The following is a 24,802-nucleotide window of genomic DNA, read 5'->3' as shown; positions in this document are numbered from 1 at the left end:
TATTCTAATAAAGAAATCAACATTGCCTGTGAACGGAATATGTTTTTTTTCACAGCTTTCACGCCAAAAGCGATATTTCCGTGCAGAATAACCGCAAACACCCGGCCCACCGATGAGGACTGCTGCCAGATGCTGGATTTTTTTCGTCGTTTGTACCGCGCGATACTGCTGCCCGCCTTCGGCGCGGCACTGCTGATCTTTACCTGGGCCTCCGTCACCTATCAGGTCCGGCAGGAACAGCAGACCGCCCACTACGAGGCGGTGCTGCACAGCCAGTCGCTGGCGCACACCCTGGCCGAGCACACCAACCACCTGCTGCGCCAGCTCGATCACGCCACCCAGCTGTTCAAGCTCAAATACGAGGAAACCGACGGCGCGCTGCGGCTGCCCGAATTCACCCGCAAGAACGGCCTGCTCGACTCCCTGCTGCCGACCAAGCTCGATCTGCCGATGGCCATCCTGGACCAGAACGGCCACATCGTCGACAGCATGAACGGCTACTTCACGCCGGACCTGAAGCACCAGCCGGTGTTCAGGAAACACGCCGGCAATCCGGCCGACGTCTCGCTGGTGGCCACGCCGGTGATCGACAGCCGCACCAAGAAATGGCAGATCCAGATCTCGCGCCGCCTGAACCACGCCAACGGCAGCTTCGCCGGCGTCGTCATGGTGATGATCGACCCGGCCTATTTCGTCGAGGACTACGACCGCCTGAACGTCGACAGCGGCGGCGCGGTGATGCTGATCAGCCGCGAGAACGGCATGTCGGCCGCCCGCATCGACGACCAGATCATCATCAGCGACAGCATCGACTTCCGCGTGGCCCAGGTCAGCGCGCCGCAGCCGTCGGAGGAATTCCTGCTCAAGCGCCCGTTCGACGCCATCGACCGCATCTACGGCTACGCCGAAATGCCGCGCTACCTGCTGACGGCGGTGGTCGGCAATCCGACCGGCACCGCCATGGCGCGCTTCTACAGCCGCCGCAATATGTATTATTGCGCCGCCGCCGTCGCCTCGGCGCTGGTGCTGCTGTTCGTCTACCTGCTGGTGCAGCAGGCGCACCGCCTGCGCCGCAGCGCCAGCATGGTGATCGAGGCGCAGCTGATGCTGCGCGCCGCCGCCGACGCCAGCCTCGATGCGGTGTTCATGTTCAAGGCCTGCCGCATGCGCGGCGCGCGGCGCGAGATCCTCGACTTCACCATCGCCGACCTCAATGAACGCGGCGCACAGCTGCTGGGCTACCGCAGCGAAGACATCAAGGACAAGCGCCTGATCGAGGTCATGCCGGACCTGCATTCCAAGGGTTTCGTCGAAAAATACCGCCATGTGCTGGAAAGCCGTCAGCCGCTGGAAGAGGAATACGCGGTCGACTTCCTGCCCAACGCCGCCGTCCACTGGCTGCACCACCAGATCGTGCCGATCACCGACGGCGTGGCGGTCAACGTGCGCGACATCACCTCGCGCAAGGAAACCGAACTGGCGGCGCGCAAGAACCAGGCCGAACTCGCCGCCGTCAACGACGCCTCGCCACTGGGCCTGCTGCGCGCCGACGCCACAGGCCACTGCACCTACGTCAACCGCACCTTTGAAACCATCACCGGCCTGACGCGCGAGGAAGCGCTGGGCGACGCCTGGATGCGCGCGGTGCATCCGGCGGACCGCGAGGTGCTCAAGTCGGCGCTGAACCACATGGTCCGCACCCGCGCCCCGTTCCAGGACACGCTGCGCTGCGTGCACCCGGACGGCAAGATCATCTGGGTGTCGTTCAAGATCGCCGCCATGGTCGTCGACGGCAATATCTACGGCTATGTCGGCACGGTGGACGACATCACCCACATCCGCAAATCCGTGATGGCGCTGCGCGAAAGCGAATCGCGCCTGCGCACCATCGCCGACACGCTGCCGGCCATGGTGGCCTATATCGACGCCGAGCAGGTCTACCGCTTCCACAACGTCGCCTACGAGCGGGAATTCAACCGCAACGGCCCCACGGTGCTGGGCCGCAGCATCCGCGAAACCATGGGCGCGGAGCGCTACGCCTTCCTCGAACCCTATGTGCTGCAGGCGCTGCAAGGCGAAACCCTGACCTTCGAGGAAGACGACACCAGCGACACCATCGAACGCACCTACGAGGTGGTCTACATTCCGCAGATGGACGAGGACGGGGTCGGCGTGATCGGCTTCCACGTCATGCGCCAGGACATCACGGTGCAGAAGCGCGAGAAACAGCGTTTGCTGCGGCTGTCGCAGGTCGACGCGCTGACCGGCCTGACCAACCGCGCCGGTTTCCTGCAAAAGCTGCACGACTCCATGGCCAACAGCCGTGACAACGCCAACCTGATGGCGGTGATGTACATGGATATCGACCGCTTCAAGCCGGTCAACGACACCTACGGCCATGCGGTCGGCGACGCCCTGCTGAAAGCCTTCTCGGCGCGGCTGACCCACACCATGCGCGCCAGCGACACCATCGCCCGGCTGGGCGGCGACGAATTCACCATCATCATGGAGCGCATCCACCGCATCGACGATGCGGCGGCGCTGGCCGCCAAGATCGTCTCCGCCATGCAGGCCGATTTCGACCTCGATGGCACGGTGGTGTCGATATCGACCAGCATCGGCCTGACCTACTACCGCGACGAAGACGTCAGCCCCGCCGAACTGCTGAACCGCGCCGACATCCTGCTGTACGAGGCCAAACAGGCGGGCCGGAACACCTTCCGCGCCGGCCAGGTGATCCCGCCACCAGAGAGCAACGCGGCATAAATCAAACCGGGTGCGGCCGGCTTGCGCTATATTGAGCGCTTTCCGGCTGTTTCATCACATTTTTTCATGCGTCTGCTGCACACCTCCGACTGGCATCTCGGCCAATCCCTGCATAATTTCGAGCGTCATTACGAACACCAGCGCTTCCTCGACTGGCTTCTGGACGCCATCGTCGCCGAACAGGCCGACGTGCTGCTGATCGCCGGTGATGTCTACGATAACGCCAACCCGTCGTCCGCGACGCAGAAGCAGCTGTACCGCTTCCTGCGACAGGCCAGGGAACGCGCGCCGCACCTGAACCTGATCGTCATCGCCGGCAACCACGATTCGCCGGGCAGGCTCGATGCGCCAGGTCCGCTGCTGGAAGCGCACGGCACGCGCGTGATCGGCGCCGTGCAGCGCAATGCCGACGGCGAGATCGACATCGAATCGCTGGTGCTGCCGCTGACCGGCCGCAGCGGCGCGGTCGAGGCGTGGTGCCTGGCGGTGCCGTTCCTGCCTCCCGGAGACGTGCCGCGCGGCGAATTGCCCGAAGGCGCCGATCCCTACCTGGCCGGCATCGCCCTGCTCTACCGGCAGGCCTTCGAACTGGCGCAGAGCAAGCGCCAGGACGGCCAGGCCATCATCGCCATGGGCCACTGCCACATGGTGGACGGCCAGATGTCCAACGACTCCGAGCGCCGCATCGTCATCGGCGGCACGGAAATGCTGCCGGCCGGGATATTCGATCCGGCCATCGCCTACGCGGCGCTGGGGCATTTGCATCTGGCGCAGAACGTCGGCAAGCAGGAACATATCCGCTACTCCGGCAGCCCGCTGCCGCTGTCCTTCGCCGAGGTCAATTACGCGCACCAGATCCTGCGCATCGACCTCGAAGGCGCCGCAGTGCGCGAGATCGCGCCGGTGCCGGTGCCGCGCGCGGTGGAGCTGCTGCGCGTGCCGTCCAGGCCTGCGCCGCTGACGCAGGTGCTGGAAGAACTGGCCGAGCTGGCGCCGCCGGATGCGCCGCCCGAGCAGCAGCCGTATCTGGAAGTACGCGTGCTGCTGGAGCAGCCGGAACCCGGCCTGCGCGCGCGCATCGAGGCGGCACTGGACGGCAAGCCGGTACGGCTGGCGAAAATCGAAACCTCGACCGCCGCCCGCGCCTCGTCCATCGACAAGGAAGTGATGACGCTGGACCAGCTGGAAAAGCTGAAACCCGACGACATCTTCCGGCAGCTCTATGCGCAGCGCTTCGGCAACGAGGCGCCGGCCGATCAACTGAGCGCGTTTGCGGAGTTGATGCTGCCATGAGAATCCTGAAAATCAGCGGCAAGAACCTGGCTTCGCTGGCCGACGAATTCAGCGTCAATTTCGAGGCCGAGCCATTGGCCTCCACCGGTCTGTTCGCCATCAGCGGCCCGACCGGCGCCGGCAAGAGCACCTTGCTGGACGCGCTGTGCCTGGCCCTGTACGACGCCACGCCGCGCCTGTTGCGCGTGGTAGGCCGCAATTACCTGGCCGACGTCGGCAACGAGACCGTCTCCACGCAGGATCCGCGCAACCTGCTGCGTCGTGGCACGGCGGAAGGCTATGCGGAAGTGGACTTCGTCGGCAGCGACGGCGCCTCCTACCGCGCGCGCTGGAACGTGCGCCGCGCCCGCACCAAGGCCGAAGGCGCCCTGCAGCCGACCACCATGTCGCTGCATCTGCTGCCGGCCTTGCAGGCCATCGGCGGTACCAAGACCGAGGTCAAGGCGGAAATCGAGAAGCGCATCGGCCTGTCGTTCGAACAGTTCACACGCGCCGTGCTGCTGGCGCAGAACGAGTTCTCGGCCTTCCTGAAAGCCGAGGACAACGAGCGTGGCGAGCTGCTGGAAACGCTGACCGGCAGCACCGTCTACTCTGAAATCTCGATCCGCGCCTTTGAGCGCAACAAGCTGGAACAGGCGGCGCTGCAAAAACTGAATCTGCGCCTGGCCGACCAGAAGCCGTTGAGCACCGACGAGCGCGCGGACCTGACGTCCAGGAGCACCGACGCCGGCACCGCCCTGCAAGCGCTGGACCAGCAGAAAGCGGAACTGGAACAGGAACTGCGCTGGCATCAGCAAGCCGAGCGACTGGCCCAGGAAGAACAGGCCGCACAGCAGGCCAGCGTCACCGCGCTGGCGGCGCTGGAAGAAGCCGCGCCGCGCCACGCCGCCCTGGCGCGCATCGACGCGGTGCAGCAGGCCCGCCCGTTGGCGGAAGACATCCGCCGCATCGACGCCGACATCGCCGCCACGCAGGAAGCCATCGTCGCCAGCACGCAGCATGCGCAGCAGGCCGCGCTGGCGCTGGAACAGGCCAACGCGGCGCAACAGCAAGTCGCCACCGGCCAGCAGGAAGCCGAGGCAGCACAGCGCGCGGCGGCGCCGCAACTGGACCAGGCCAAGGCGCTGGACGCCCGTATCGAAGCGATGCTGCCGGCCTGGCGCCAGGCTGCGGCGGCCTGCGAAAAAGCCGACCATGCCGACGCCGCCGCCAAGGCCGCGCTGCAATCGCGCCAAAGCGAGCATGCGCGCCTGGCCGCACAGCAGCAGGCCGGCGTCACGTGGCTGGAGCAGCACAAGCACTGGAAAGCGCTGGCGCAGCAATGGGAACGCTGGGACGTGCTGTTCGTCCAGGCCGGCCAGCAGGCGGCGATTGCCGAACGCCTGCACGCCGGTCTGTCGCGCGTGCAGCGCAACGCGCAGATGCACCGCGACGAGGAAGCCGACGCCAGCACCAAGCTGGCCGGCGCCGTCGAAGCGCTGCAATCGCTGGACCTCCAGCGCCAGCAGGCCGCGCAGAACCTCGCCGCCTACTCGATCGAACAGTTGCAGGCATCGCGCACCAGTTGGGAACAGCACCGCGACCTGCTGGCCGGCGCGGAGAAAATCTGGCTGGACCTGGAGTCGCGCCAGACACGCAACGCCCAGATCGAGGCGCAATCGGTCCAGCTGCGCCAGGCCATGAAGGCCGCCGAAGCGCAACTGACCGCCGCGCAGCAGGAAGGCATCGCCATCCTGGCAACCTTCGCGCAGGCCGAACGCTCGCTCAAGCTGGCGGAAGCCGCCACCGCCGCCAGCGTCGAATCGCTGCGCCAGACGCTGGAAGACGACACGCCCTGCCCGGTCTGCGGCGCCAAGGATCATCCTTACCGACACAACGACGACAGCCTGCAAACCATGCTGCGCGAGCTGCAAGGCGATGTGGCGCGTAGCCGCCAGCAGATGGAAGCCAACGTCAACCAGCAAGCCGCTCAACGCGCCACCGCGCAAGCCAGCGCCGACCAGTTGAACGTGCTGGCCGCCGAGCAGCGCTCGGTGCAGCAGGCGATGGAACGCGTGGCCGCCGCGTGGTCCGCGCACGCCATCGTCAACGTCAAGGCGCTGCCGGCGGAGGCCGAGCGCACCGCATGGCTCACCGCGCAGCTGGGCGAAGCCTACAAGGGACTGCAAGCCGTCGAGCAGCAGGAGCGCGAAGTGCACGCGGCACGCATCGCCCGCGATCAGGCGCAAACCGCCTACGAACGCGCCGCCGCCGAGCACACGCGCCTGCAAACCGTGGCTGCCGCCGCCAAGACCGCGCTGGCGCAATCGAACACCGAATACAAGGCGCTGGAAGACCAGCGCATCGAAGTGGCGCTGGCACTGAGCGCCCTTCTGTCCGATCTGGATGCGGCCTTCAGCGGCGGCGACATTCCGAGCGAGGAGTGGAAGGAAGACTGGAAGTCCGGTCCGGCGCGGTTCTACGAAGCGCGCCAATCCGAAAGCAAGCAATGGCTGGCGCAGCGCGCCGCTTATGACGAACGCGCCGCCTCCCTCGCGGCCTTCGAAGCCGAGCTGAAAACGCTGAACGAAACGCTGGCCCGCACCGGCCACGACGCCCTCGCCGCCCGCGATGCCTTCACTGCCGCCGATACGGCGTTGAAGGCCAATCAGGAACAGCGCATGGCCATGTGGGGCGGCAGGGAAATCCGCGACGTGGAAACCGCGCTGCAAGCCGCCATCGACGCCGCCAAGGCCCGCTACGCCGCCAGCCAGGCCGCCGCGCAGCAGGCCACACAGGCCAAAACACGCTGCGATGAAGCGCTCGCGCAGGCCAACCACCGCCTGGCAACGTTGCAGGCATCCGCCACGGCCGCCGCCGCGCGCCTGGCCGACTGGCTGACCGCCTTCCAGCAGCGCCAGCCCGACGCCGGCCTGCAAGACCTGGCGCAATTGCGCGAACTGCTGGCGCTCAGTCTCGACGACATCGACGCCGAACGCGCCGCACTGCAAGCGCTGGCCCGCGCCGTCGACCAGGCCAACACCGTGCTGCAGGAACGCCAGCGCCAGCGCGCACAGCACCAGCTGACCGCGCCGCCGTCACGCATCCCCGCCGCACCTCGGCCAGCCGACGCCGAGACCAGCCACGCCGACAATGCCGCGCCAGCGACCGCCGACCTGTGGGCCGACGACGCACCGCAAGACACCGCAGCAACCGGCGAGCCGCCGGCGTCGGCAGAATCGCCCATCGATGCCGTCAGCGCCGCGCTCAACGCCCTGCTGGCCGAACGCAAAACCGCCAACGACCACGCCACCGCCCTGCAACTCGCGCTGGCGCAGGACGACGACAAGCGCCACCGCTCGCAATCCATGCTGGCCGAAATCGAAGCGCAGGAAACCATCACCCAGCGCTGGGCGCGCATGGATGACCTGATCGGCTCCGCCGACGGCAAACGCTTCCGCAACTACGCCCAGCAATTCACGCTGGACGTCCTGCTGGGCTACGCCAACGCGCACCTGAACCACCTGTCGCGCCGCTATCAGCTGGAGCGTATCCAGAACAACGCCAACCCATCCCTGGCTCTCCTGGTACGCGACCAGGACATGGGCGGCGAAATGCGCTCGGTGCACTCGCTGTCCGGCGGCGAATCGTTCCTGGTCTCGCTGGCGCTGGCGCTGGGACTGGCGTCGCTGTCCTCCAACCGCGTGCGCGTCGAATCGCTGTTCATCGACGAAGGCTTCGGCAGCCTGGATGCCGACACCCTGCGCGTGGCCATGGACGCATTGGACGGCCTGCAAGCGATGGGCCGCAAAGTCGGCGTCATCTCCCACGTGCAGGAAATGACCGAGCGCATCTCTGCCAAGATCCTGGTCCAGCCATCCGCCGGCGGCCGCAGCGCCATCACCGTTCAATAGGAACGCCATGCGTGCCTTGCGTCTCGGCCTTTGCCTGCTGTTTCCCTTGTCGGTCAGCGCTGCTTCCTGCGCCCTGCCCACCGTGCAGACCGACGGCTGGGAGCTGAGCACGCCCGAAGCCAGCGGCTTCAATTCCACCACGCTTTGCATGACGCTGACCGCCATCGCCCGGGGCAAGGACAACATCCACAGCATCATTATCGAACGCCACGGCAAGCTGGTGGCGGAGATGTACCGCAGCGGCAAGGACAAATCGATCGCGCGCGGACTGGGCGTGTGGCCGCCGTTCGCGCCGACCATCGACTTCGGCCCCGACACGCTGCACGACGCCCGTTCCATCGGCAAGAGCGTCATCGATCTGCTGGTCGGCATCGAGAAACAGCAGGGCAAAATCGCCAGCCTCGCCACGCCGGTGCTGGACTACTACCCGGAACACAAGGACCTGCGCTCGCCGGCGCTGGACGCCATCAACCTCGAACACCTGCTGACCATGAGCGGCGGCTGGAAGTGGGACGAAGGCGCGCAGCCCAACAACGAGATGCGGCTGTTCTGGAAATCCGATCCGGTGCGCTACGTGCTGGGACGCCCGATCGAAGCGGCGCCCGGCGCGGTGTGGAACTACAACGGCGGCGGCACCCTGATCCTGGCCGACATCGTCAGCCGCGTCGCCGGCAAACCGTGGCTGGACGTGGCCAATACCGAGTTGTTCGCGCCGCTCGGCATCACGCAATGGCAATGGGTGACCGATCTGCGCGGCCGCCCCGCCTCGTTCGCCGGCCTGCGCCTGCGGCCGCGCGACATGGCCAAGCTGGGACGGCTGATGCTGAACCACGGCCGCTGGAACGGCCGCCAGGTGGTGGCGGAAGACTGGATCGACGCCTCGCTGACGCCGCGCCTGAGCGTCGGCTTCAAAAGTCCCGGCGATCAGCCGGACGAAATCCACTACGGCTACCAGTGGTGGGCCGGCACGGCGGCGTGGAAGGACCATCGCGTGGCCTGGAACGCCGCCTTCGGCAACGGCGGGCAGCGCATCTTCATCGTGCCGGAGCTGGACATGACGCTGGTGGTCACCGCCGGCGACTACGGTTCCGACGAAATGGGCGCCAAGGTCAATCGCCTGCTGCACACCGTGGTGGCCACTGTGGCCCGATAGCGACGACCCGGCGCTGTTTTTTTGCTATCATTCAGGGACATGTACGGCAGCGGCCTGTCATCCCATGAATATCGGCGCCATCACCTCCAGTTACGCCATCAGCCCGGCGACGCGCGCTGCGCCGCCTGCAGCCACGGCGTCGACCCAGCTCTCGCCCGAAGCGCTGGCGGTACTCGACAAGCTCAAATCGCGCGACCTCGAAGTGCGCCAGCACGAGGCGGCCCACATGGCGGCGGCGGGCGGACTGGCCACCTCCGGCGCCTCCTTCACCTATGAGCGCGGCCCGAACGGCGTCAATTACGCCATCGGCGGCGAGGTCAATATCGACACCTCGCCCGGCGCCACGCCGGAAGAAACCATCGAACGCGCCCGCACCATCCAGGCTGCGGCGCTGGCGCCAGCCGCACCGTCGGACGCCGACCGCGCGGTGGCGGCCCAGGCGCAGCAGATGGAAAGCCAGGCCCGCGCCGAGCTGGCGAAGCAGAAAACCGACAACGCCTATGGCGTAGCGCCGGCCGCAACGTCCTCGGTGAATGTGTATGCGTGAGTGATAAAATCCCGCCTTCGCCTTTTCAAGTCATCGAGCAATCATGTTAAAAGCACCACGCACCCTCACTTTCAAATGCGTCAAATGCGCCAAGGCCGTGCAAGCCCGCCTGCAAAAGGTCTCGGCCTGCTCGCACATTCAGCCTTACCTGGGCATTTGCGCCTGCGGCGAAGTGAAACACCACGCCATCGGCCAGAAAGACGCTGTGGCTTCCTACCTGGCCGCGCCGGAAGGCTGGACCCACCACCACTAAATTGCGCGCCGCACCCTCAAGTATTCATCCAGAATACCGTTAAAGAGTTGTAGAAGTTATATCGAACACGGAATTCACCATGTCTATCATCTCCAACCTGGGTGCGCGCTCGCCGGCGTCGCTCTATACCGGCAACCAGAAAACCGACAGCCAGACCTCGGCCCTGCAAAAAACGCAAGCCACGTCACCTGCCGCCAGCCAGTCCGCCAAGTCGCTGGACCTGGAAAGCCGCGTCGCCTCGATGGGCAACGCCACGGTGGATTTCGCCCAGAGTTTCGTCAACAGCTTCACGCAAGCGCTGTTCGGCGACGCCGCCAAGGGCGCGACGATCGATTTCGACTCGGCCAGCCTGGAAGCCAGTTCCAGCCTGGCGGTGGGCTACCAGCACACCCAGGGCGCCAACGGCACCAGCGACGCGGCGGCCTTCAGCCTGACCGACAGCTCGCACTTCATCGGCAAAGGCACCATCACCACCGCCGACGGCCGCAAGTTCGATTTTGAAGTGGAAGTCCAATACAACGCCGAACTGAGTGCCGCCGCCAGCCAAAGCAGCGACGCGGCCAGCCAGCCGGCGCAGGACCAGTCCAGCAGCGACAAGCCGTCCGCCTCGCTGCCGACCTTGCAGGTGCCGAACATCGACTTCCCCGGCACGCTGGCGGACCTGTTCCAGCTGATCGGCCGCGACCTGCAAACGGCGCTGGGCTCCAACGGCAACAGCAACAGCAAGACAGACGACGGCATCGACCACAACACGCTGCGCGGCCTGTCGCTGCGCCTGCTCAACCTGGTCGACAGCAAGGACGTCAACACCTACAACGCCCCCACCGCCGCAGAAAAGGCCAAGGCGGCGACCAGCGCCACCGACACCCCGGCCACGATCGAAGCGCCGGCAACCACGCCTGCCGCCAGCGATGCCGCAGCCGCTGCGGCAAGCGACACGGCGCCCGTCCAAACCGCATCGACGTAAGCGCGGGCCGGCGCCCGGTATAATAGCGACACTTTCCGCTGCGCCGCCTGGCGCAGCGCGTCCTATTTCCTGTCGATTGCCCCCACATGCCTGAACAAACCTCCTCCGCTCCGATTCCACAGCAAATCCACTGGGAGGAAAACGGCGAACCACGCTCGGCGCGCTGGCGCTCCGAAGCCGGCATGCCGCCGCCGAAGCGCGTCGTCATCGCCGACGACCGCACCAACGCCGATGTCGCCTACCGCCTGGCCTGCGAAGGCACCGCCCTGCTGTGGCGCGGCGACTTCCAGAACGCGCGCCAACTGCTGCAGGCGCTGGCGCGCCGCGCCGACCACAAAGGCAAGCCGGCCAAGAAGAACAAGCCCGCCAAGATTCCAGCCACGCCGACCGACGCGTTCAACCTGCATCGCCAGGCGCAGTCGCAACGCGCCCGCACGCTGGCCATGCTGCTGATTCCTTTCGACGAGGACTACAGCATCCCGCTGCGCCGCGCGCCGGAAGTCAAGCTGGCCTGCAACGAAGCCTACGGCCGCTACGAAGAACCGTTCATCGCCTCGATGCGCGAGCTGCTCGGCGTGATCGGTGCGCACGAATGGCGCCGTACCGGCGTCGAGATTCCGGCGCTGGGCGCGCGCATCCATCCGCATTATGGCGTGTTCTCGCCAGTGCGCGGCGAGTATGTGCAGATGGTGGCGGATGCGCCGCTGCCTTCGGGCGTCAAGCTGGCGTTCGACATCGGCGTCGGCACCGGCGTGCTGTCAGCGGTGCTGGCCAAGCGCGGCATCGCCCGCGTGATCGGCACCGACCAGGACCCGCGCGCGCTGCGCTGCGCCCGCGAAAACCTGGCGCTGCTGAATCTCGACGACAAGGTCGAGCTGCTGGCCGCGGACCTGTTCCCGGAAGGCCGCGCGCCGCTGGTGGTGTGTAATCCGCCGTGGGTGCCCGCGCGTCCGAGCTCGCCGATCGAATACGCGGTCTACGATCCGGACAGCCGCATGCTGCGCGGTTTCCTCTCCGGCCTGTCCGCGCATTTGACGCCGGGCGGCGAAGGCTGGCTGATTCTGTCGGACCTGGCCGAGCATCTGGGCCTGCGTCCGCGCGAGCAGCTGCTGGCATGGATCGCCGCCGCCGGCCTGAAAGTGCTGGACCGCCACGACGTCCGCCCGACACATCCGCGCGCCGCCGACGCCACCGATCCGCTGCACGCCGCCCGCGCCGCCGAAGTCACCTCGCTGTGGCGCCTGGCTGCCATATAAGCATCAAAATATAAGGCCTTGCGCAATTCATCGCGCTTGTATATAATTATGGCCTCAGACGCGGGGTGGAGCAGTCTGGCAGCTCGTCGGGCTCATAACCCGAAGGTCACAGGTTCAAATCCTGTCCCCGCAACCAGAATACGCAAGCCGTTGATTCCTTTAGAAGAATCAACGGCTTTTTGCTTTTATGGCGCGTCCGCCGAGGCATGTGGGCCAGATCCGAAAAGCCCTGGTCGCGGCGATGTGCGTCAGGCTCGTATCCGACTGTAGCTGGTTGGTGGCACCAATAATCATGCTCGCAAGCCGCAACTTGCCAGTTGTGATGCCCATCGCCTGCAACGCCCTCTCCAGCGTCCGCTTTCCGCAGCCATCCATTTGCAGCTTTCTTCATTTCAGGCCTTTTGCAAATTGATATAAAAATTCCGCAGCATGTCGCATTGGTTCAAGCGCAGGAAGAAACGAAGCAATAGAATAATTTTTCCGATATTAAAAGGTAAATATTATGCTAGTGGACGCCAAAACCGAAGCGGCGAGAAATCAGGCAATCAGCATCCTGGGCCTGGCATTGTTAATGGCTCTGCCGGTCATCGGACAACTCAGCGCGGCAATCGTGCTGATCGTGCTGGTCACGCAAGTCCTCAGCAAGTCGGCGGATCGGACCAAGGACCTTGGCTTCCTGTTGTGCGCAGCGATCCTCTATGTATTCGCGCTGTTCGTGGCGGTACTCGGCGCCAACGGACTGCGCGGCATCCCACTGCTCTATCTCATACCGCAGTGGCTGTTCGTTCTGGCCGCTATCGCCATGATGGTGTGGGGACGCGGCATTGTCCGTGCGCTTGGCGCCATTGGTCTGGCGCTGTCCCTGTCGGTGTTCCTGGAAGGGCTGTGGGGACCGACTGCCAGCGTGGTGATACGCATGGGCATCTTGCTCTTTGCAGTCAGCTATTGGGCCCTGTCACGCATGAAAGTCTTCCTTTTCGCTCGATAGCATTGCACCGGTCCAAGACGACTCAAGCCGCTGGTTCCTTGAAAGATCAGCGGCTTTGTGCTTTTTTGCGCCCACCGCAGCACCTTTGGCGTATCATTGCTGGCAAATATGCGCAGTGGCCCCAATCCTCGCCCGCTCCAGTTTACATATGTCCATAACAATTTCGCGAGGAAGCCCTGCGGCATGCTGGCATCAGATCAAAAAATGAACGCAAACGGCTTGTCGGCCACGTCCAAGCAAGTGCTCGCGATGCGCGATGCCGTGTTCGCGGAATGGGAAAGCCAGGTGCGCCGCCTGATCAAGGATGCACGCCACATCCTGCATCCCACGCTGCTGAATACCCTGCCTGTCTTTTACGACAATATTGCGGAAGCGCTCACGCCGAATCATCCGCGCAGCAACGCGACCAGCAACAACGACATCGCCGCCGCCCACGGCGACGAGCGCGCCCGCATGACTTCCTACGAGCCGGAACAGATCGTCCACGAATACCAGCTGTTCCGCGACGCCTTCTCGCAGGTCGCCGATGAGCAAGGCGTGACGCTGACGCGCGCCGAATGGGGCATCGTCAACAGCTCGATCGACAGCGCCGTGCGCGAGTCGATCCGCAAGTTCACCTCGATGCACGACTCGTTCCGCCACAAGATGGCGGCCTCGCTGTCGCACGACATGCGCAATCCGCTGTCGGTGATCGTCAGCGCCGCGCACGTGCTGTCGCTCGGCGCCAATCCGGACCGCACGCCGCTCATCGCCACGCGGATACTGGACAACGGCAAGCGCCTGGCCACCATGATCGAGGAACTGCTGGATGCATTGAGCTTCAACCGCGGCGAAAAACTGCCGCTCAATCTCAGCGAATTCGATGTGCAGGATCTGGCCAGGACTGTGTGCCGCGACACCAGCGTCGGCGACGATGCCGAATGCGCGGTGGTGGGCGCCTCGGTGGTCGGCTACTGGTGCGAAGACTCGTTGCGTCGCGCGCTGGAAAACCTGGTCGTCAACGGCATCAAGTACGGTGACGGCAACGGCGTGCAGATCAAGATCGATGAAGCGCACGGCCGCATGCTGCTGTCGGTGCACAACAGCGGCAATCCGATCGCGCCGGAACACCACGGGCAGATCTTCGAATACCTGTGGCGCGAAGGCGGCGCCAAGGACAAGCGCGGCTGGGGCATGGGCCTGCCGTTCGTGAAGAGCGTGGCCGAGAGCCACGGCGGCAGCGTCGCGGTGGACAGCTCGCCGGCCGGCGGCACCACCTTCCTGATCGATATCCCGGTCGATTGCCGGCCGTTTGTCGAAACGGACTGAAACCTGTTGCATACCCAATTGGTCGCAAAGCTGTCACAATTATCGTTTTAGCTTAGCCGGGGAGTCGCGCGTGAAGGATCAAACAATCGCAGCAGCACAACAGCAGGATGCACCAGTCAGCCCTTCGCGCCGCCGCATCTTCCAGGCCGCCGGCGCCGCCGGCCTGGCGACTTCCCTGCCCGCGCTGACCGAAGCCGCGCCGGCCAGGACCGCCGCCAAAGGCTCGCTCGATGACAAGATCAAGGCCAACATCAAGAACGTGGTGGTGATCTACCTGGAGAACCGCAGCTTCAACAACCTGTTCGCCAACTTCCCCGGCACCGCCAGTCCGCTGTCGTCCGTCGCGCCAGCGGCCAGCCAGCAGCGCGACCGCGACGGCTCGGTGCTGCCGGTGCTGCCGAAAATCTGGGGCGGCATGGTGCCGAACACGCAGGACATCGGCGGCAAAAAATACGCGATCAAGGAAGACGACATCAAGAACCTGCCGAACGGCCCGTTCAAGCTGGTCGACACCGAAGGCAAGCCGCTGCCGGAAGGCGTGATCACGCGCGACCTGTGGCATTTGTTCTACCAGAACCAGATGCAGATCAACGGCGGCAAGAACGACGGCTTCGCCGCGTGGGGCAACACCGGCGGCATGGTGATGGGCTACTACGGCGAAACCAGCAAGAACCTCGGTCTGTGGAAGATCGCCGAACAGTACACGCTGTGCGATAACTTCTTCATGGCGGCCTTCGGCGGCTCCTACCTGAACCACCAGTTCCTGATCACCGGCCGCGTGCCGGAGTACTTCAACGCCAAGGACACTGCGGCCAAGAAGAAGATCGCGGTGCTAGACGACGGCCCGACCGGCATGCGCCTGTCCACCGCGCCGGACTCCCCTGCTTCGGCGCTGGACGGCCATCCGCACTTCGTCAACAACGGCGCCATCACGCCGGACGGCTACGCGGTCAACACCATGGCGCCGCCGTATCAGCCAAGCTACATCCGTCCGGCCTACGACGGCGATCCGCTGCATGCCGATCCGAAGGACGCCGGCACCCTGCCGCCGCAAACCTACGACACCATCGGCGACCTGCTGTCGCGTAAAAACGTGAGCTGGGCGTGGTACGGCGGCGCGTGGCAGGCGGCGCTGGACGCGCGCGGCGGCGGCGAGAAGCCGAACTTCCAGTACCACCACCAGCCATTCAACTACTTCAAGCAGTTCGCGCCGGGCACCGCCGCCCGCACCGAACACCTGCGCGACGGCGGCCTGGGCGACAGCCCGATCTCCAACAAATTCATCGCCGACGCGGTGGCCGGCAAGCTGCCGGCCGTGACCTTCTACAAGCCGCAGGGGAATCTGAACCTGCACGCCGGCTACTCGGACATCGAAGCGGGCGACGCCCACATCACCAACGTCATCGAGCACCTGAAGAAGTCGCCGCAGTTCAAGAACATGCTGGTGGTGATCGCCTTCGACGAAAACGGCGGCTGGTGGGACCACGTGGCGCCGCCGAAGGGCGACCGCTGGGGGCCAGGCTCGCGCATCCCGGCCATCGTCATTTCGCCGTTCGCGAAAAAAGGCCACGTCGACCACAGCTTCTACGACACCACCTCGATCATGCGCTTCATCACCCGCCTGCACGACCTGCCGCTGCTGGAGGGCCTGAAGACCCGCAACGAAGCCTTCGCGGCGCGCCACGCCACGCCGCCGGGCGATCTGACGGGGGCGCTGAGCTTCCGCTGAGTTGCGCTTTGCAGCAACAGTTTGTGTTACACTGCGCGCAATTAATCCAGTAAGCTACCGGAGCCCGACTACTACAGCCGGGCTTTTGTTTTTTCCCCGATGAGAGATAAAAAAGATAACGCTACGTTCGACCTGCCGGGCTTTGCCCCTGCCGCGCCGCTCGAACCGGAAGCAAAACGTCCAACGCCGCCGCGCGGCAAGCGTGCCTCGCTCAAGCAGGAACAGCTGGAACTGCTGGAACCGACCGATACGACCGGCCTGCCGGTCTGGGTCCGCGACGAGAATCTCGACCTTACCGGTTTGCCGGTATGGAAGCGCGACTGATACGGTACAGCTGCTGCAAGCCTCACAAACACCTTCCGCACAGTGGGCCAGGCTACGGTTAGCCTGTTAGACTGTGCCCACATCCTTTTTGAACAGGGTCCGCCACCATGACTTCCACCTCCTTTGCCAGCCTGCCGCTGAGCCCCGCCTTCCTGGACAACCTCGACTCGCTCGGCTACAAGGAAATGACGACCATCCAGGCGCAAAGCCTGCCGTCGGTGCTGGAAGGCCGCGACCTGATCGCCCAGGCCAAAACCGGCAGCGGCAAGACCGCCGCCTTCGGCATCGGCATCCTGGCCAAGCTGAATCCGGCCTGGTTCGCGGTGCAGGCGCTGGTGCTGTGCCCGACGCGCGAACTGGCCGACCAGGTGGCCGGTGAGCTGCGCCGCCTGGCCCGTTCGACCGGCAACGTCAAGGTGCTGGTGCTGACCGGCGGCTCGCCGATGCGCCCGCAGATCGCTTCGCTGGAACACGGCGCCCACATCATCGTCGGTACGCCCGGCCGCGTGCGCGACCACCTGGGCCGCGAAACCCTGGACCTGTCGAAAGTGAGCACGCTGGTGCTGGATGAAGCGGACCGCATGACCGACATGGGCTTCTACGACGAAATCGCCGGCATCGTCAGCGCCTGCCCGAAACGCCGCCAGACCTTGCTGTTCTCGGCCACCTACCCGGACGACATCCGCCGCGCCACCGACGACTTCCTGGCCGATCCGGTCGAGGTGACGGTGGAAGCGCAGCACGACAACAGCAAGATCGAACAGCTGTTCTTCGAAATCGGCTTCGACCAGCGCAACGACGCCGTGGCGCGCCTGCTGGGCCACTACAAGCCGGTATCGGCCATCGCCTTCTGCAACACCAAGGTGCAGTGCCGTGAACTGGTGGAGTCGCTGCAGGAGAAAGGCTTCTCCGCACTGGCGCTGTACGGCGAGCTGGAACAACGTGAACGCGACGAGATCCTGATCCTGTTCGCCAACCGTAGCTGCTCCGTACTGGTGGCCACCGACGTCGCCGCGCGCGGCCTGGACATCCCGAACCTGGAAGCGGTGATCAACGTCGACGTCTCCAAGGACACCGAGGTGCACATCCACCGCGTGGGCCGCACCGGCCGTGGCAACGAACAAGGCCTGGCCCTGTCGCTGTGCGCGCCGAACGAGAAGAAGTGGGTCAAGCTGATCGAGGAATATCAGGGCCAGCCGGTCGAATGGTTCGACCTGAAAAGCCTGGACGACAACGAATACGGCGTCGACCCGGCGCCGATGATGACGCTGGTGATCTCGGGCGGCAAGAAGGACAAGCTGCGCCCGGGCGACGTGCTGGGCGCGCTGACCGGCGACGCTGGCCTGAGCAAGGAACAAGTCGGCAAGATCAACGTGACCGAGTTCCAGACCTACGTCGCCATCGACCGCCGCGTGGCCTACGACGCCTTTGCGCGCCTGAACAAAGGCAATCCGCTGGGCGGCGATTTCGGCGCCATCAAAGGCCGCAACTTCAAGATGCGCTTCATCGACGCCTGATTCAAGCAGTGCCGCTTAGTGCTTCTGCTGCTCGATGTGCGGCAGCAGCACCGTCAGAATGCCCAGCAGCGGCAGGTAGGAACACAGCTTGTAGACGTAGGCGATGCCGCTGACGTCTGCGATGTGGCCCATGGCGGCGGCGCCGATGCCGCTCACGCCGAACATCAGACCAAAGAAGATGCCCGCCACCATGCCGACCTTGCCCGGCATGAGTTCCTGCGCAAACACCACGATGGCCGAAAACGCCGACGAAATCACGAAGCCGATAATCACCGTCAGCACCGCGGTCCAGAACAGGCCGACGTAAGGCAGCGCCAGCGTGAACGGCGCCGCGCCCAGGATCGAAATCCAGATCACGCGCTTGCGGCCAATGCGGTCGCCGATCGGGCCGCCCATGAAGGTGCCGGCAGCGACAGCCGCCAGGAACAGGAACAGATACATCTGCGCATTCGCCACCGACACGCCGAATTTATCGATCAGGTAGAAGGTGTAGTAGCTGGTCAGGCTGGACATGTAGATGTACTTCGAGAAGACCAGCAGCGCCAGCACCGTCATGGCGCCGTACACCTGCGATTTAGGCAGCGGCGACACCGGCGCGGCGGCAGCCTTCTTCGGCTGCGCCAGATGGTGACTGTGCCAGCGGCTCACATACACCAGCACCACGATCGCGGCCAGCACCAGCAGCGCGAACCAGGCGATATTGCCCTGGCCACGGCCGATGATGACAGCAGCCGCCAGCACCGGACCAAGCGCCGAACCGGCATTGCCGCCCACCTGGAACAGCGATTGCGCAAAGCCGAAGCGGCCACCCGAGGCGGCACGCGCCACGCGCGAGGCTTCCGGGTGGAAGGTCGAGGAGCCGACGCCGATCAGCGCGGCCGACACCAGCAGCGCCGGGAAGGTCGAGGCGAAGGACATCATCAGCACGCCGACCAGCGTGGCCACCATCCCCATCGGCAGCAGGAAAGGCATCGGGCGCTTGTCGGTGTACAGGCCGATCCACGGTTGCAGCAGCGAGGCGGTGCACTGGAACGTCAGCGTGATCAGGCCGACCTGGGTGAAACTCAGGCCGAATTCGGCCTTCAGCATCGGGTAAATCGACGGCAGCATGGCCTGGGTCAGATCGTTCAGCAGGTGCACCAGCGCGACGGCGCCCAGGATCTGCATGACGGTTTCGCCGTGGGGCCGGCTGATGGTGGCGGTAGCGGTATTCATAGTAGAGACCTTGTTTGAGGATAAAGCAGTGTAATATGGTCGGCAAAGTTTGATATTCCAACTTTCGTCGAATAAGTGACAATGCCTACCATCCCACGCAGCAGCGACCACCGCGATTACCAGCGCGTCCCCCGCACCGTCACCGCCATGGCGCGCGACGAGGAACACGGCGTTTCCGGCACGCCGCACAGCCACGAACGCGCGCAACTGCTGTACGCCACACAGGGCGTGATGCGGGTGCACACCGAAACCGGACTATGGATACTGCCGCCGCGCCGCGCGCTGTGGATACCGCCCGGCGTGGTGCACCACTGGACAGCGCTCAGCAAGGTCACCATGCGCACCATCTACATCGAACCCGGCGTGGCGGCGGCCTTTGGCGACAGCTGCCGCGTGATCGAAGTCAGTTCGCTGCTGCGCGAGCTGATACTGGCGCTGCTGGACGAGCCGATCGAGTACGCGATACTGGGACGCGGCGAGCATCTGGCGATGCTGATCCTGTCCGAATTGAAGGCGGCGGAGACGATACCGATTGCGATTCCGTGGCCGCACGACCGGCGCCTGGTAGCCGTGTGCTCGGCGATACTGGCCGATCCGGGCAGCAGCCGCAATATCGAACAATGGGCGGACGAGGTGGGCGCCAGCGCGCGCACGCTGATCCGTCTATTCCCCAAGGAGACCGGCCTGCACTACCGCCAGTGGGTGCAGCAGGTGCATCTGGCCGAAGCCTTCAACCGGCTGGCGCATGGCCGCAGCGTGGGCGAGATCGCGGCGGCGCTGGGCTACGCCAGCCCGAGCGCGTTCAGCGCCATGTTCCGCCGCATCCTGGGCAAAACGCCGCAGCACTACCTGACCGAGTGGCGCCAGCCGCTTACGCTGCATCCAGCGTGAAGCGGAACACCGCGCCCTGATCCGGCTCGCTCGCCAGTTCGATCTTGCTGTGATGGAGTTGCAGGATGCGGTTGACCGTCAACAGTCCCAGTCCGCCGACGCGGTATTCGCCCTGCAGGGCCACCGGGCGGTGGAACAGGTTCTCGCGCATGGAGGCCGGCACGCCAGGGCCGGTGTCGGCGACGGTCACCGCCACCTTGCCGCCGTCGTTGGGCGCGACGGTGATTTCCACTTCGCCGCCCGTCGGCGTGTGGCGGATGGCGTTATCGAACAGATTGGTCAGCACGCGCTCAATCATGCCCAGGTCCGCGCGCACCATTGGCGCCGGATGCGGCAGCGTCGCCATCAGGCGCACCTGGCGTTCGGCCGCCTGCAGTTCGAATTTCTGGAACACGTCCTGTATCAGGTCGGACAGCGAGAAGGCTTCCAGCTCCGGCTGCACCGAGCCGTGTTCCAGCCGCGCCAGTTCGAACAGGGCTTGCGCCAGCCGCCCCACCTTCTGGCTTTGCGCCAGCGCGATGCCGAGGTAGCGCTGGCGTTCGGCCGCATCCAGCGTCTCGTCCTTCAGCGAAAGCGTTTCCAGGTAGCCGTGCAGGGAGCCGAGCGGCGTGCGCAGGTCGTGCGAAATATTCGCCACCACTTCGCGCCGGTCGTGGTCCAGCTGGCGCATGGTTTTCCATTGGTCGTTGATGCGCGAGGCCATATCGCCGAACGCATGCTCCAGGATCGCGATTTCGTCGCGCTGGCCGGCCGCGCTGGGCGCCGGCAGCGCCAGCTGATCGGCCTTGGTGTCGATCTGCTGCATGGTGGTGGTCAGCCGGCGCAGCGGACGCGTGATGAGGCGGAAGGCAATCAGGCCGGCGATCAGCACCAGTCCCGCCACCACCACCATCGACCACAAGGTGGTGCGCAGCACCGAACTGGCCGAGGCGCGCGCGGCCAGTCGGTCATGCTCTTCGCTTTGCAGGATGACGTAGATATAGCCGACCTTGCGTTCACCGGCACGCAGCACGGCCACACTGAACACCTTGCGGCCCGTTTCGCTGCGCGGGTCGTCGCCCTGGATCGGCAGCGGCTCGTTGGCCAGCAGGCGGCGGATCGGCTCCAGGTTGACCTGGTCACGCTTCAAGCTGCCTTGCGGCGCGGCGTGGCCGACCACGCGGCCGTCCATGTCGAGCAGGTAGACCTCGACGTTGGGATTCACATCCATCAGGCGGCTGAACAGGCGGCGCACCGCTTCGGGGCTGATCCCTTGTGTGGCGGTGGTGTCGTCCTCCGCGTGCATCAGCTGCGCGTCCAGCGCGATGCTGCGCGCCAGCCCGCGCGACAGTCCCTGCACCACTTCCTTCTCGTGCATGATGTTGGCGCGGATCTGCAGCCATGCGGAGGCGCCGCAGCAGGCCAGCAGCAGAATCGAAAATACCAGCGACAGGCGCTGCGATAACGTCAGATTCATGCGGCCCCGCTGGCGTATCGATAGCCCTTGCCCCACACGGTGAGGATGCGTACCGGGTCGGCCGGATCGGTTTCGATCTTGGCGCGCAGGCGGTTGATGTGGGTGTTGACCGTGTGTTCGTAGCCGTCGTGCTGGTAGCCCCACACCTGGTTCAGCAAATCCAGCCGCGAGAACACTTTTTCAGGGTGCTTGATGAAAAAGTACAGCAGGTCGAATTCGCGCGGCGTCAGGTCCAGCGCATTGCCGTGGACGGTGGCCTGGCGCGTCAGCGGATCGACGCGGACACCGTTCAGCTCCAGCGCGCCGCCGGCGTTGCGCTGGCTGCGCGACATGGCGTCCGCACGGCGCAGCAGCGCCTTTACGCGCGCCACCAGTTCCAGCACCGAGAACGGCTTGGGCAGGTAATCGTCCGCGCCCAGCTCAAGACCGAGGATGCGGTGCACTTCGCTGGAGCGCGCGCTGGTGATGATGATCGGCGTATAAGTGGTCATTGCACGCGCCTGGCGGCAGATTTCCAGCCCATCCACGCCGGGCAGCATGATGTCGAGGATCAGCGCATCCCAGCCGCCGGCGCGCACCTGGGCCAGGCCCTGGGTGCCGTCGGCGCAGTGGGTGACCTGATACCCCTCATCCTGGAGGTGCATGCGCAGCAGATCTGCGATATGAAAGTCGTCTTCGACGATTAATACACGTTTTGCGGGTTCCATGGACGCCATTGTGCAGGATTCCGGGCCTGAAAAGTATCACAATTAGTTTAAGTTTACGTGAGGATTTTGTCACCACTGCGGGCGCAGAATGGCTCCATCGATATTCCACCCACGGAGAAAATCATGACAACGAGACGTTCCTTCATCCTGACCAGCGGCGCCGCCCTGCTGGCCGGCATCGCTTACCGCAGCACCGTGGCAGCGCCGGCCGCCGCCTGGGAAGTCACGCATACCGACGCCGAATGGCGCGCCCTGCTCTCGCCCGCCCAGTACGAGGTGCTGCGCAAGCACGGCACCGAGCGCCCGTTCAGCAGTCCGCTGTACAAGGAACACCGCGCCGGCAAGTTCCTGTGCGCCGGTTGCCAGAACCCGCTGTTCTCGTCGAAGAACAAGTTCGACAGCGGCACCGGCTGGCCCAGCTTCTGGAAACCGCTGGAGCGTGGCGTCAACACCAGCCGCACCACGTCGCTCGGCATGTATGGCGTGGAAGTGGTGTGCCGCCGCTGCGGCAGCCATCTCGGCGACGTGTTCGACGACGGCCCGGAACCGACCGGCCTGCGCTACTGCATCGACGGCGTGGCGCTGAACTTCGTCGCCGGCGAAGCTTAAGGGGAGGATGCCATCATGTTATTGATACTGCTCTCTTATCTCGGCGGCGCGCTGACCATCGTCAGCCCTTGCATCCTGCCGGTGCTGCCGTTCGTATTCGCCCGCACCGGCCAGCCTTTCGTGCGCAGCGGCCTGCCGCTGCTGGCCGGCATGGCGCTGACCTTCGCGCTGGTGGCCACGCTGGCTGCGGTGGGCGGCGGCTGGGTGGTGCAGGCCAACCAGTACGGCCGCTGGGTCGCGCTGGTGCTGATGGCCTTCTTCGGCGTGACCTTGATGCTGCCGCATCTGGCCGACCGCCTGACCAAGCCATTGGTGGCGCTGGGTGATCGCTTGTCCAACAAAGCCGCCAGCGGCGAGCGCTCGGGCATCAGCTCTTCCTTCCTGCTTGGCGTGGCGACCGGTTTGCTGTGGGCGCCGTGCGCCGGCCCGGTGCTGGGCCTGGTGCTGACCGGCGCGGCGCTGAATGGCGCCAGCGTGGGCACCACCTTCCTGCTGCTGGCGTATGCGGCCGGCGCGGCGACTTCGCTGGGACTGGCGCTGCTGGTCGGCGGCAAGGTCTTCAGCGCGATGAAACGCTCGCTGGGCGCCGGCGAATGGATACGCCGTGGCCTGGGCGTGGCGATGCTGGCCGGCGTGGTGGCGATTGCCACCGGCGTGGATACCGGCCTGCTGACACGTGTATCCAGCGTGGCCACGGCCAGCGTCGAGCAAACGCTGATCGACAAGCTGGCGCCGCGCGGCAATCCAAACGGCGACGCCGCACCGGCCGCCAGTGGCGCCATGATGCGCAGCGCCGCAGCCAATGACCAGGCGCCCGAAGGCGGCGCGATGATGCGCTCCGCTGTGGCCACCGGCGAGAATGCCGTGCCAGGCGGCGCCATGATGTCGCGCAACGCCGCCGGCCCGGCCATGATGGCGATGCGCGCCGTGGCGCACGGCGCCGACGAACTGCCGGTCGAGGGCAAGCTGCCGCAACTCGACGGCGCGATCGAATGGCTGAACACCGCCCCGCTCACCGCCGCGCAACTGAAAGGCAAAGTAGTGCTGGTCGACTTCTGGACCTACTCCTGCATCAACTGCCTGCGCAGCCTGCCCTACACCAAGGCCTGGGCCGACAAGTACCGCGACCAGGGCCTGGTGGTGATCGGCGTGCATGCACCGGAATTCGCCTTCGAGCGCAACGTCAACAACGTGCGCAAGGCGGTGAAGGACCAGGGCATCACCTTCCCGGTGGCGATCGATAACAACTACGCGATCTGGCGCGCCTTCAACAACCAGTACTGGCCGGCGCACTACTTCATCGACGCAAAGGGCAACATCCGCTTCCACCACTTCGGCGAAGGCGAATATGCCAAGTCGGAACAGGTGATCCAGCAGTTGCTCGAAGAAGCTGGCCGCAAGGACGTGACCAACACCGTGGTCAGCGCCGAAGACGCGCACGGCGTGCAGCAGCAGTCGGACATGGGCCAGGTCGGCTCGCCGGAAACCTATCTGGGCTACGAGCGCGCCGAGAACTTCGCCTCGCCGGAGAAGCAGGCCGCCAACGCCGCCCGCCAATACACGGCGCCCGCCAAGCCGGCCCTGAACCAGTGGGGACTGGCCGGCAACTGGCTGTCGCAGGCGGAACAGATCACGCTCAACCAGGGCAGCGGCAGCATCGTCTACCGCTTCCATGCGCGGGACGTGCATCTGGTGCTGGGACCAGGCAAGGACGGCAAGCCGGTGCGCTACCGCGTAACCATCGACGGCGCCGCGCCAGGCAAGAACCACGGCGCCGACACGGCGGCGGACGGCAGCGGCAAGATTGACAGCCAGCGCCTGTACCAGTTGGTGCGCCAGGCCGGCGACAGCAGCGAGGTCCGCGACCACACCTTCAGCATTGAGTTTCTCGATCCCGGCGTACAAGCCTACGCCTTCACCTTCGGTTAAG

The 24,802-nt window shown here is 65.3% G+C and carries 19 protein-coding genes and 1 tRNA gene; 17 read left to right on the top strand and 3 right to left on the bottom strand.

From position 1 onward, the window contains the following. Nucleotides 1–129: 129 nt before the first annotated feature. The 14 genes from GJ695_RS10120 (at nt 130) to dbpA (ending at nt 17,994) form a co-directional block, all read left to right on the top strand. Nucleotides 130–2,766, top strand: a complete 2,637-nt coding sequence (locus GJ695_RS10120) for a sensor domain-containing diguanylate cyclase (RefSeq protein ID WP_154364317.1) — start codon at nt 130–132, stop codon at nt 2,764–2,766. Nucleotides 2,767–2,832: 66 nt separating this feature from the next. Continuing rightward, nucleotides 2,833–4,059 carry an exonuclease SbcCD subunit D C-terminal domain-containing protein gene (locus GJ695_RS10115; protein WP_154364315.1) on the top strand — a complete coding sequence of 409 codons (1,227 nt, stop codon included), beginning with the start codon at nt 2,833–2,835 and terminating at the stop codon, nt 4,057–4,059. Beyond that, nucleotides 4,056–7,952 (top strand): AAA family ATPase, encoded by a 3,897-nt coding sequence (locus tag GJ695_RS10110; protein ID WP_154364314.1) that lies wholly within the window; start codon nt 4,056–4,058, stop codon nt 7,950–7,952. Before GJ695_RS10115 ends, GJ695_RS10110 begins: the two co-directional genes overlap by 4 nt. A gap of 7 nt (nt 7,953–7,959) precedes the next feature. Continuing rightward, the gene (locus GJ695_RS10105; protein WP_154364313.1) at nt 7,960–9,105 is read left to right on the top strand and encodes a serine hydrolase domain-containing protein; all 1,146 of its coding nucleotides are present in this window, start codon (nt 7,960–7,962) and stop codon (nt 9,103–9,105) included. A gap of 64 nt (nt 9,106–9,169) precedes the next feature. Next, a complete protein-coding gene (locus GJ695_RS10100) occupies nt 9,170–9,652 on the top strand; it encodes a putative metalloprotease CJM1_0395 family protein (protein ID WP_154364312.1) in 483 nt (160 codons plus the stop codon). A gap of 43 nt (nt 9,653–9,695) precedes the next feature. Then, entirely contained in the window at nt 9,696–9,905 is a 210-nt protein-coding gene (locus GJ695_RS10095) for a hypothetical protein (RefSeq protein ID WP_154357274.1), read from the top strand. Between the two features lie 79 nt (nt 9,906–9,984). Continuing rightward, nucleotides 9,985–10,872, top strand: a complete 888-nt coding sequence (locus GJ695_RS10090; RefSeq protein ID WP_154364311.1) for a hypothetical protein — start codon at nt 9,985–9,987, stop codon at nt 10,870–10,872. Between the two features lie 86 nt (nt 10,873–10,958). Further along, on the top strand, nt 10,959–12,128 hold the full coding sequence (locus GJ695_RS10085; protein WP_154364309.1) for a 50S ribosomal protein L11 methyltransferase: 1,170 nt from the start codon (nt 10,959–10,961) through the stop codon (nt 12,126–12,128). 59 nt (nt 12,129–12,187) lie between these two features. Beyond that, nucleotides 12,188–12,264 (top strand) — tRNA-Met (locus tag GJ695_RS10080). 366 nt (nt 12,265–12,630) lie between these two features. Beyond that, a complete protein-coding gene (locus GJ695_RS10075) occupies nt 12,631–13,116 on the top strand; it encodes a hypothetical protein (RefSeq protein WP_154364307.1) in 486 nt (161 codons plus the stop codon). A gap of 204 nt (nt 13,117–13,320) precedes the next feature. Next, a complete protein-coding gene (locus GJ695_RS10070; protein WP_166455306.1) occupies nt 13,321–14,424 on the top strand; it encodes a sensor histidine kinase in 1,104 nt (367 codons plus the stop codon). A 70-nt stretch (nt 14,425–14,494) separates the two neighbouring features. Beyond that, complete coding sequence (locus tag GJ695_RS10065) at nt 14,495–16,153, top strand: acid phosphatase (RefSeq protein ID WP_166455305.1); 1,659 nt, start codon at nt 14,495–14,497, stop codon at nt 16,151–16,153. Nucleotides 16,154–16,252: 99 nt separating this feature from the next. Beyond that, nucleotides 16,253–16,477 carry a hypothetical protein gene (locus tag GJ695_RS10060; protein ID WP_154364301.1) on the top strand — a complete coding sequence of 75 codons (225 nt, stop codon included), beginning with the start codon at nt 16,253–16,255 and terminating at the stop codon, nt 16,475–16,477. A 107-nt stretch (nt 16,478–16,584) separates the two neighbouring features. Beyond that, on the top strand, nt 16,585–17,994 hold the full coding sequence (dbpA, locus tag GJ695_RS10055) for an ATP-dependent RNA helicase DbpA (protein WP_154364299.1): 1,410 nt from the start codon (nt 16,585–16,587) through the stop codon (nt 17,992–17,994). A gap of 15 nt (nt 17,995–18,009) precedes the next feature. Here the strand turns inward: dbpA and GJ695_RS10050 are convergent, their stop codons facing one another. Beyond that, entirely contained in the window at nt 18,010–19,209 is a 1,200-nt protein-coding gene (locus GJ695_RS10050) for an MFS transporter (RefSeq protein WP_154364297.1), read from the bottom strand. 81 nt (nt 19,210–19,290) lie between these two features. Between GJ695_RS10050 and GJ695_RS10045 the strand changes: the two genes are divergently transcribed. Continuing rightward, nucleotides 19,291–20,100 (top strand): AraC family transcriptional regulator, encoded by an 810-nt coding sequence (locus GJ695_RS10045; protein WP_154364295.1) that lies wholly within the window; start codon nt 19,291–19,293, stop codon nt 20,098–20,100. On the opposite strand, the gene GJ695_RS10040 is transcribed toward GJ695_RS10045, so the two are convergent. After that, nucleotides 20,081–21,556 (bottom strand): sensor histidine kinase, encoded by a 1,476-nt coding sequence (locus tag GJ695_RS10040; RefSeq protein WP_154364293.1) that lies wholly within the window; start codon nt 21,554–21,556, stop codon nt 20,081–20,083. The genes GJ695_RS10045 and GJ695_RS10040 overlap by 20 nt on opposite strands. Beyond that, nucleotides 21,553–22,263 (bottom strand): response regulator transcription factor, encoded by a 711-nt coding sequence (locus tag GJ695_RS10035; protein ID WP_154364292.1) that lies wholly within the window; start codon nt 22,261–22,263, stop codon nt 21,553–21,555. The genes GJ695_RS10040 and GJ695_RS10035 overlap by 4 nt, the downstream gene beginning before the upstream one ends. A gap of 123 nt (nt 22,264–22,386) precedes the next feature. On the opposite strand from GJ695_RS10035, the gene msrB reads away from it, so the two are divergent. Together msrB and GJ695_RS10025 are read left to right on the top strand one after the other, a co-directional pair. After that, entirely contained in the window at nt 22,387–22,872 is a 486-nt protein-coding gene (gene msrB, locus GJ695_RS10030) for a peptide-methionine (R)-S-oxide reductase MsrB (protein WP_154364291.1), read from the top strand. Between the two features lie 15 nt (nt 22,873–22,887). After that, on the top strand, nt 22,888–24,801 hold the full coding sequence (locus GJ695_RS10025; protein ID WP_154364290.1) for a cytochrome c biogenesis protein DipZ: 1,914 nt from the start codon (nt 22,888–22,890) through the stop codon (nt 24,799–24,801). The last annotated feature ends 1 nt before the right edge of the window (nt 24,802 follow it).

It is taken from the genome of Duganella alba (assembly GCF_009674495.1).
Classification (GTDB): domain Bacteria; phylum Pseudomonadota; class Gammaproteobacteria; order Burkholderiales; family Burkholderiaceae_D; genus Rugamonas; species Rugamonas alba.
The sequence above is the reverse complement of the archived record's forward strand: the minus strand, read 5'-3'. Positions and strand labels throughout refer to the sequence as shown.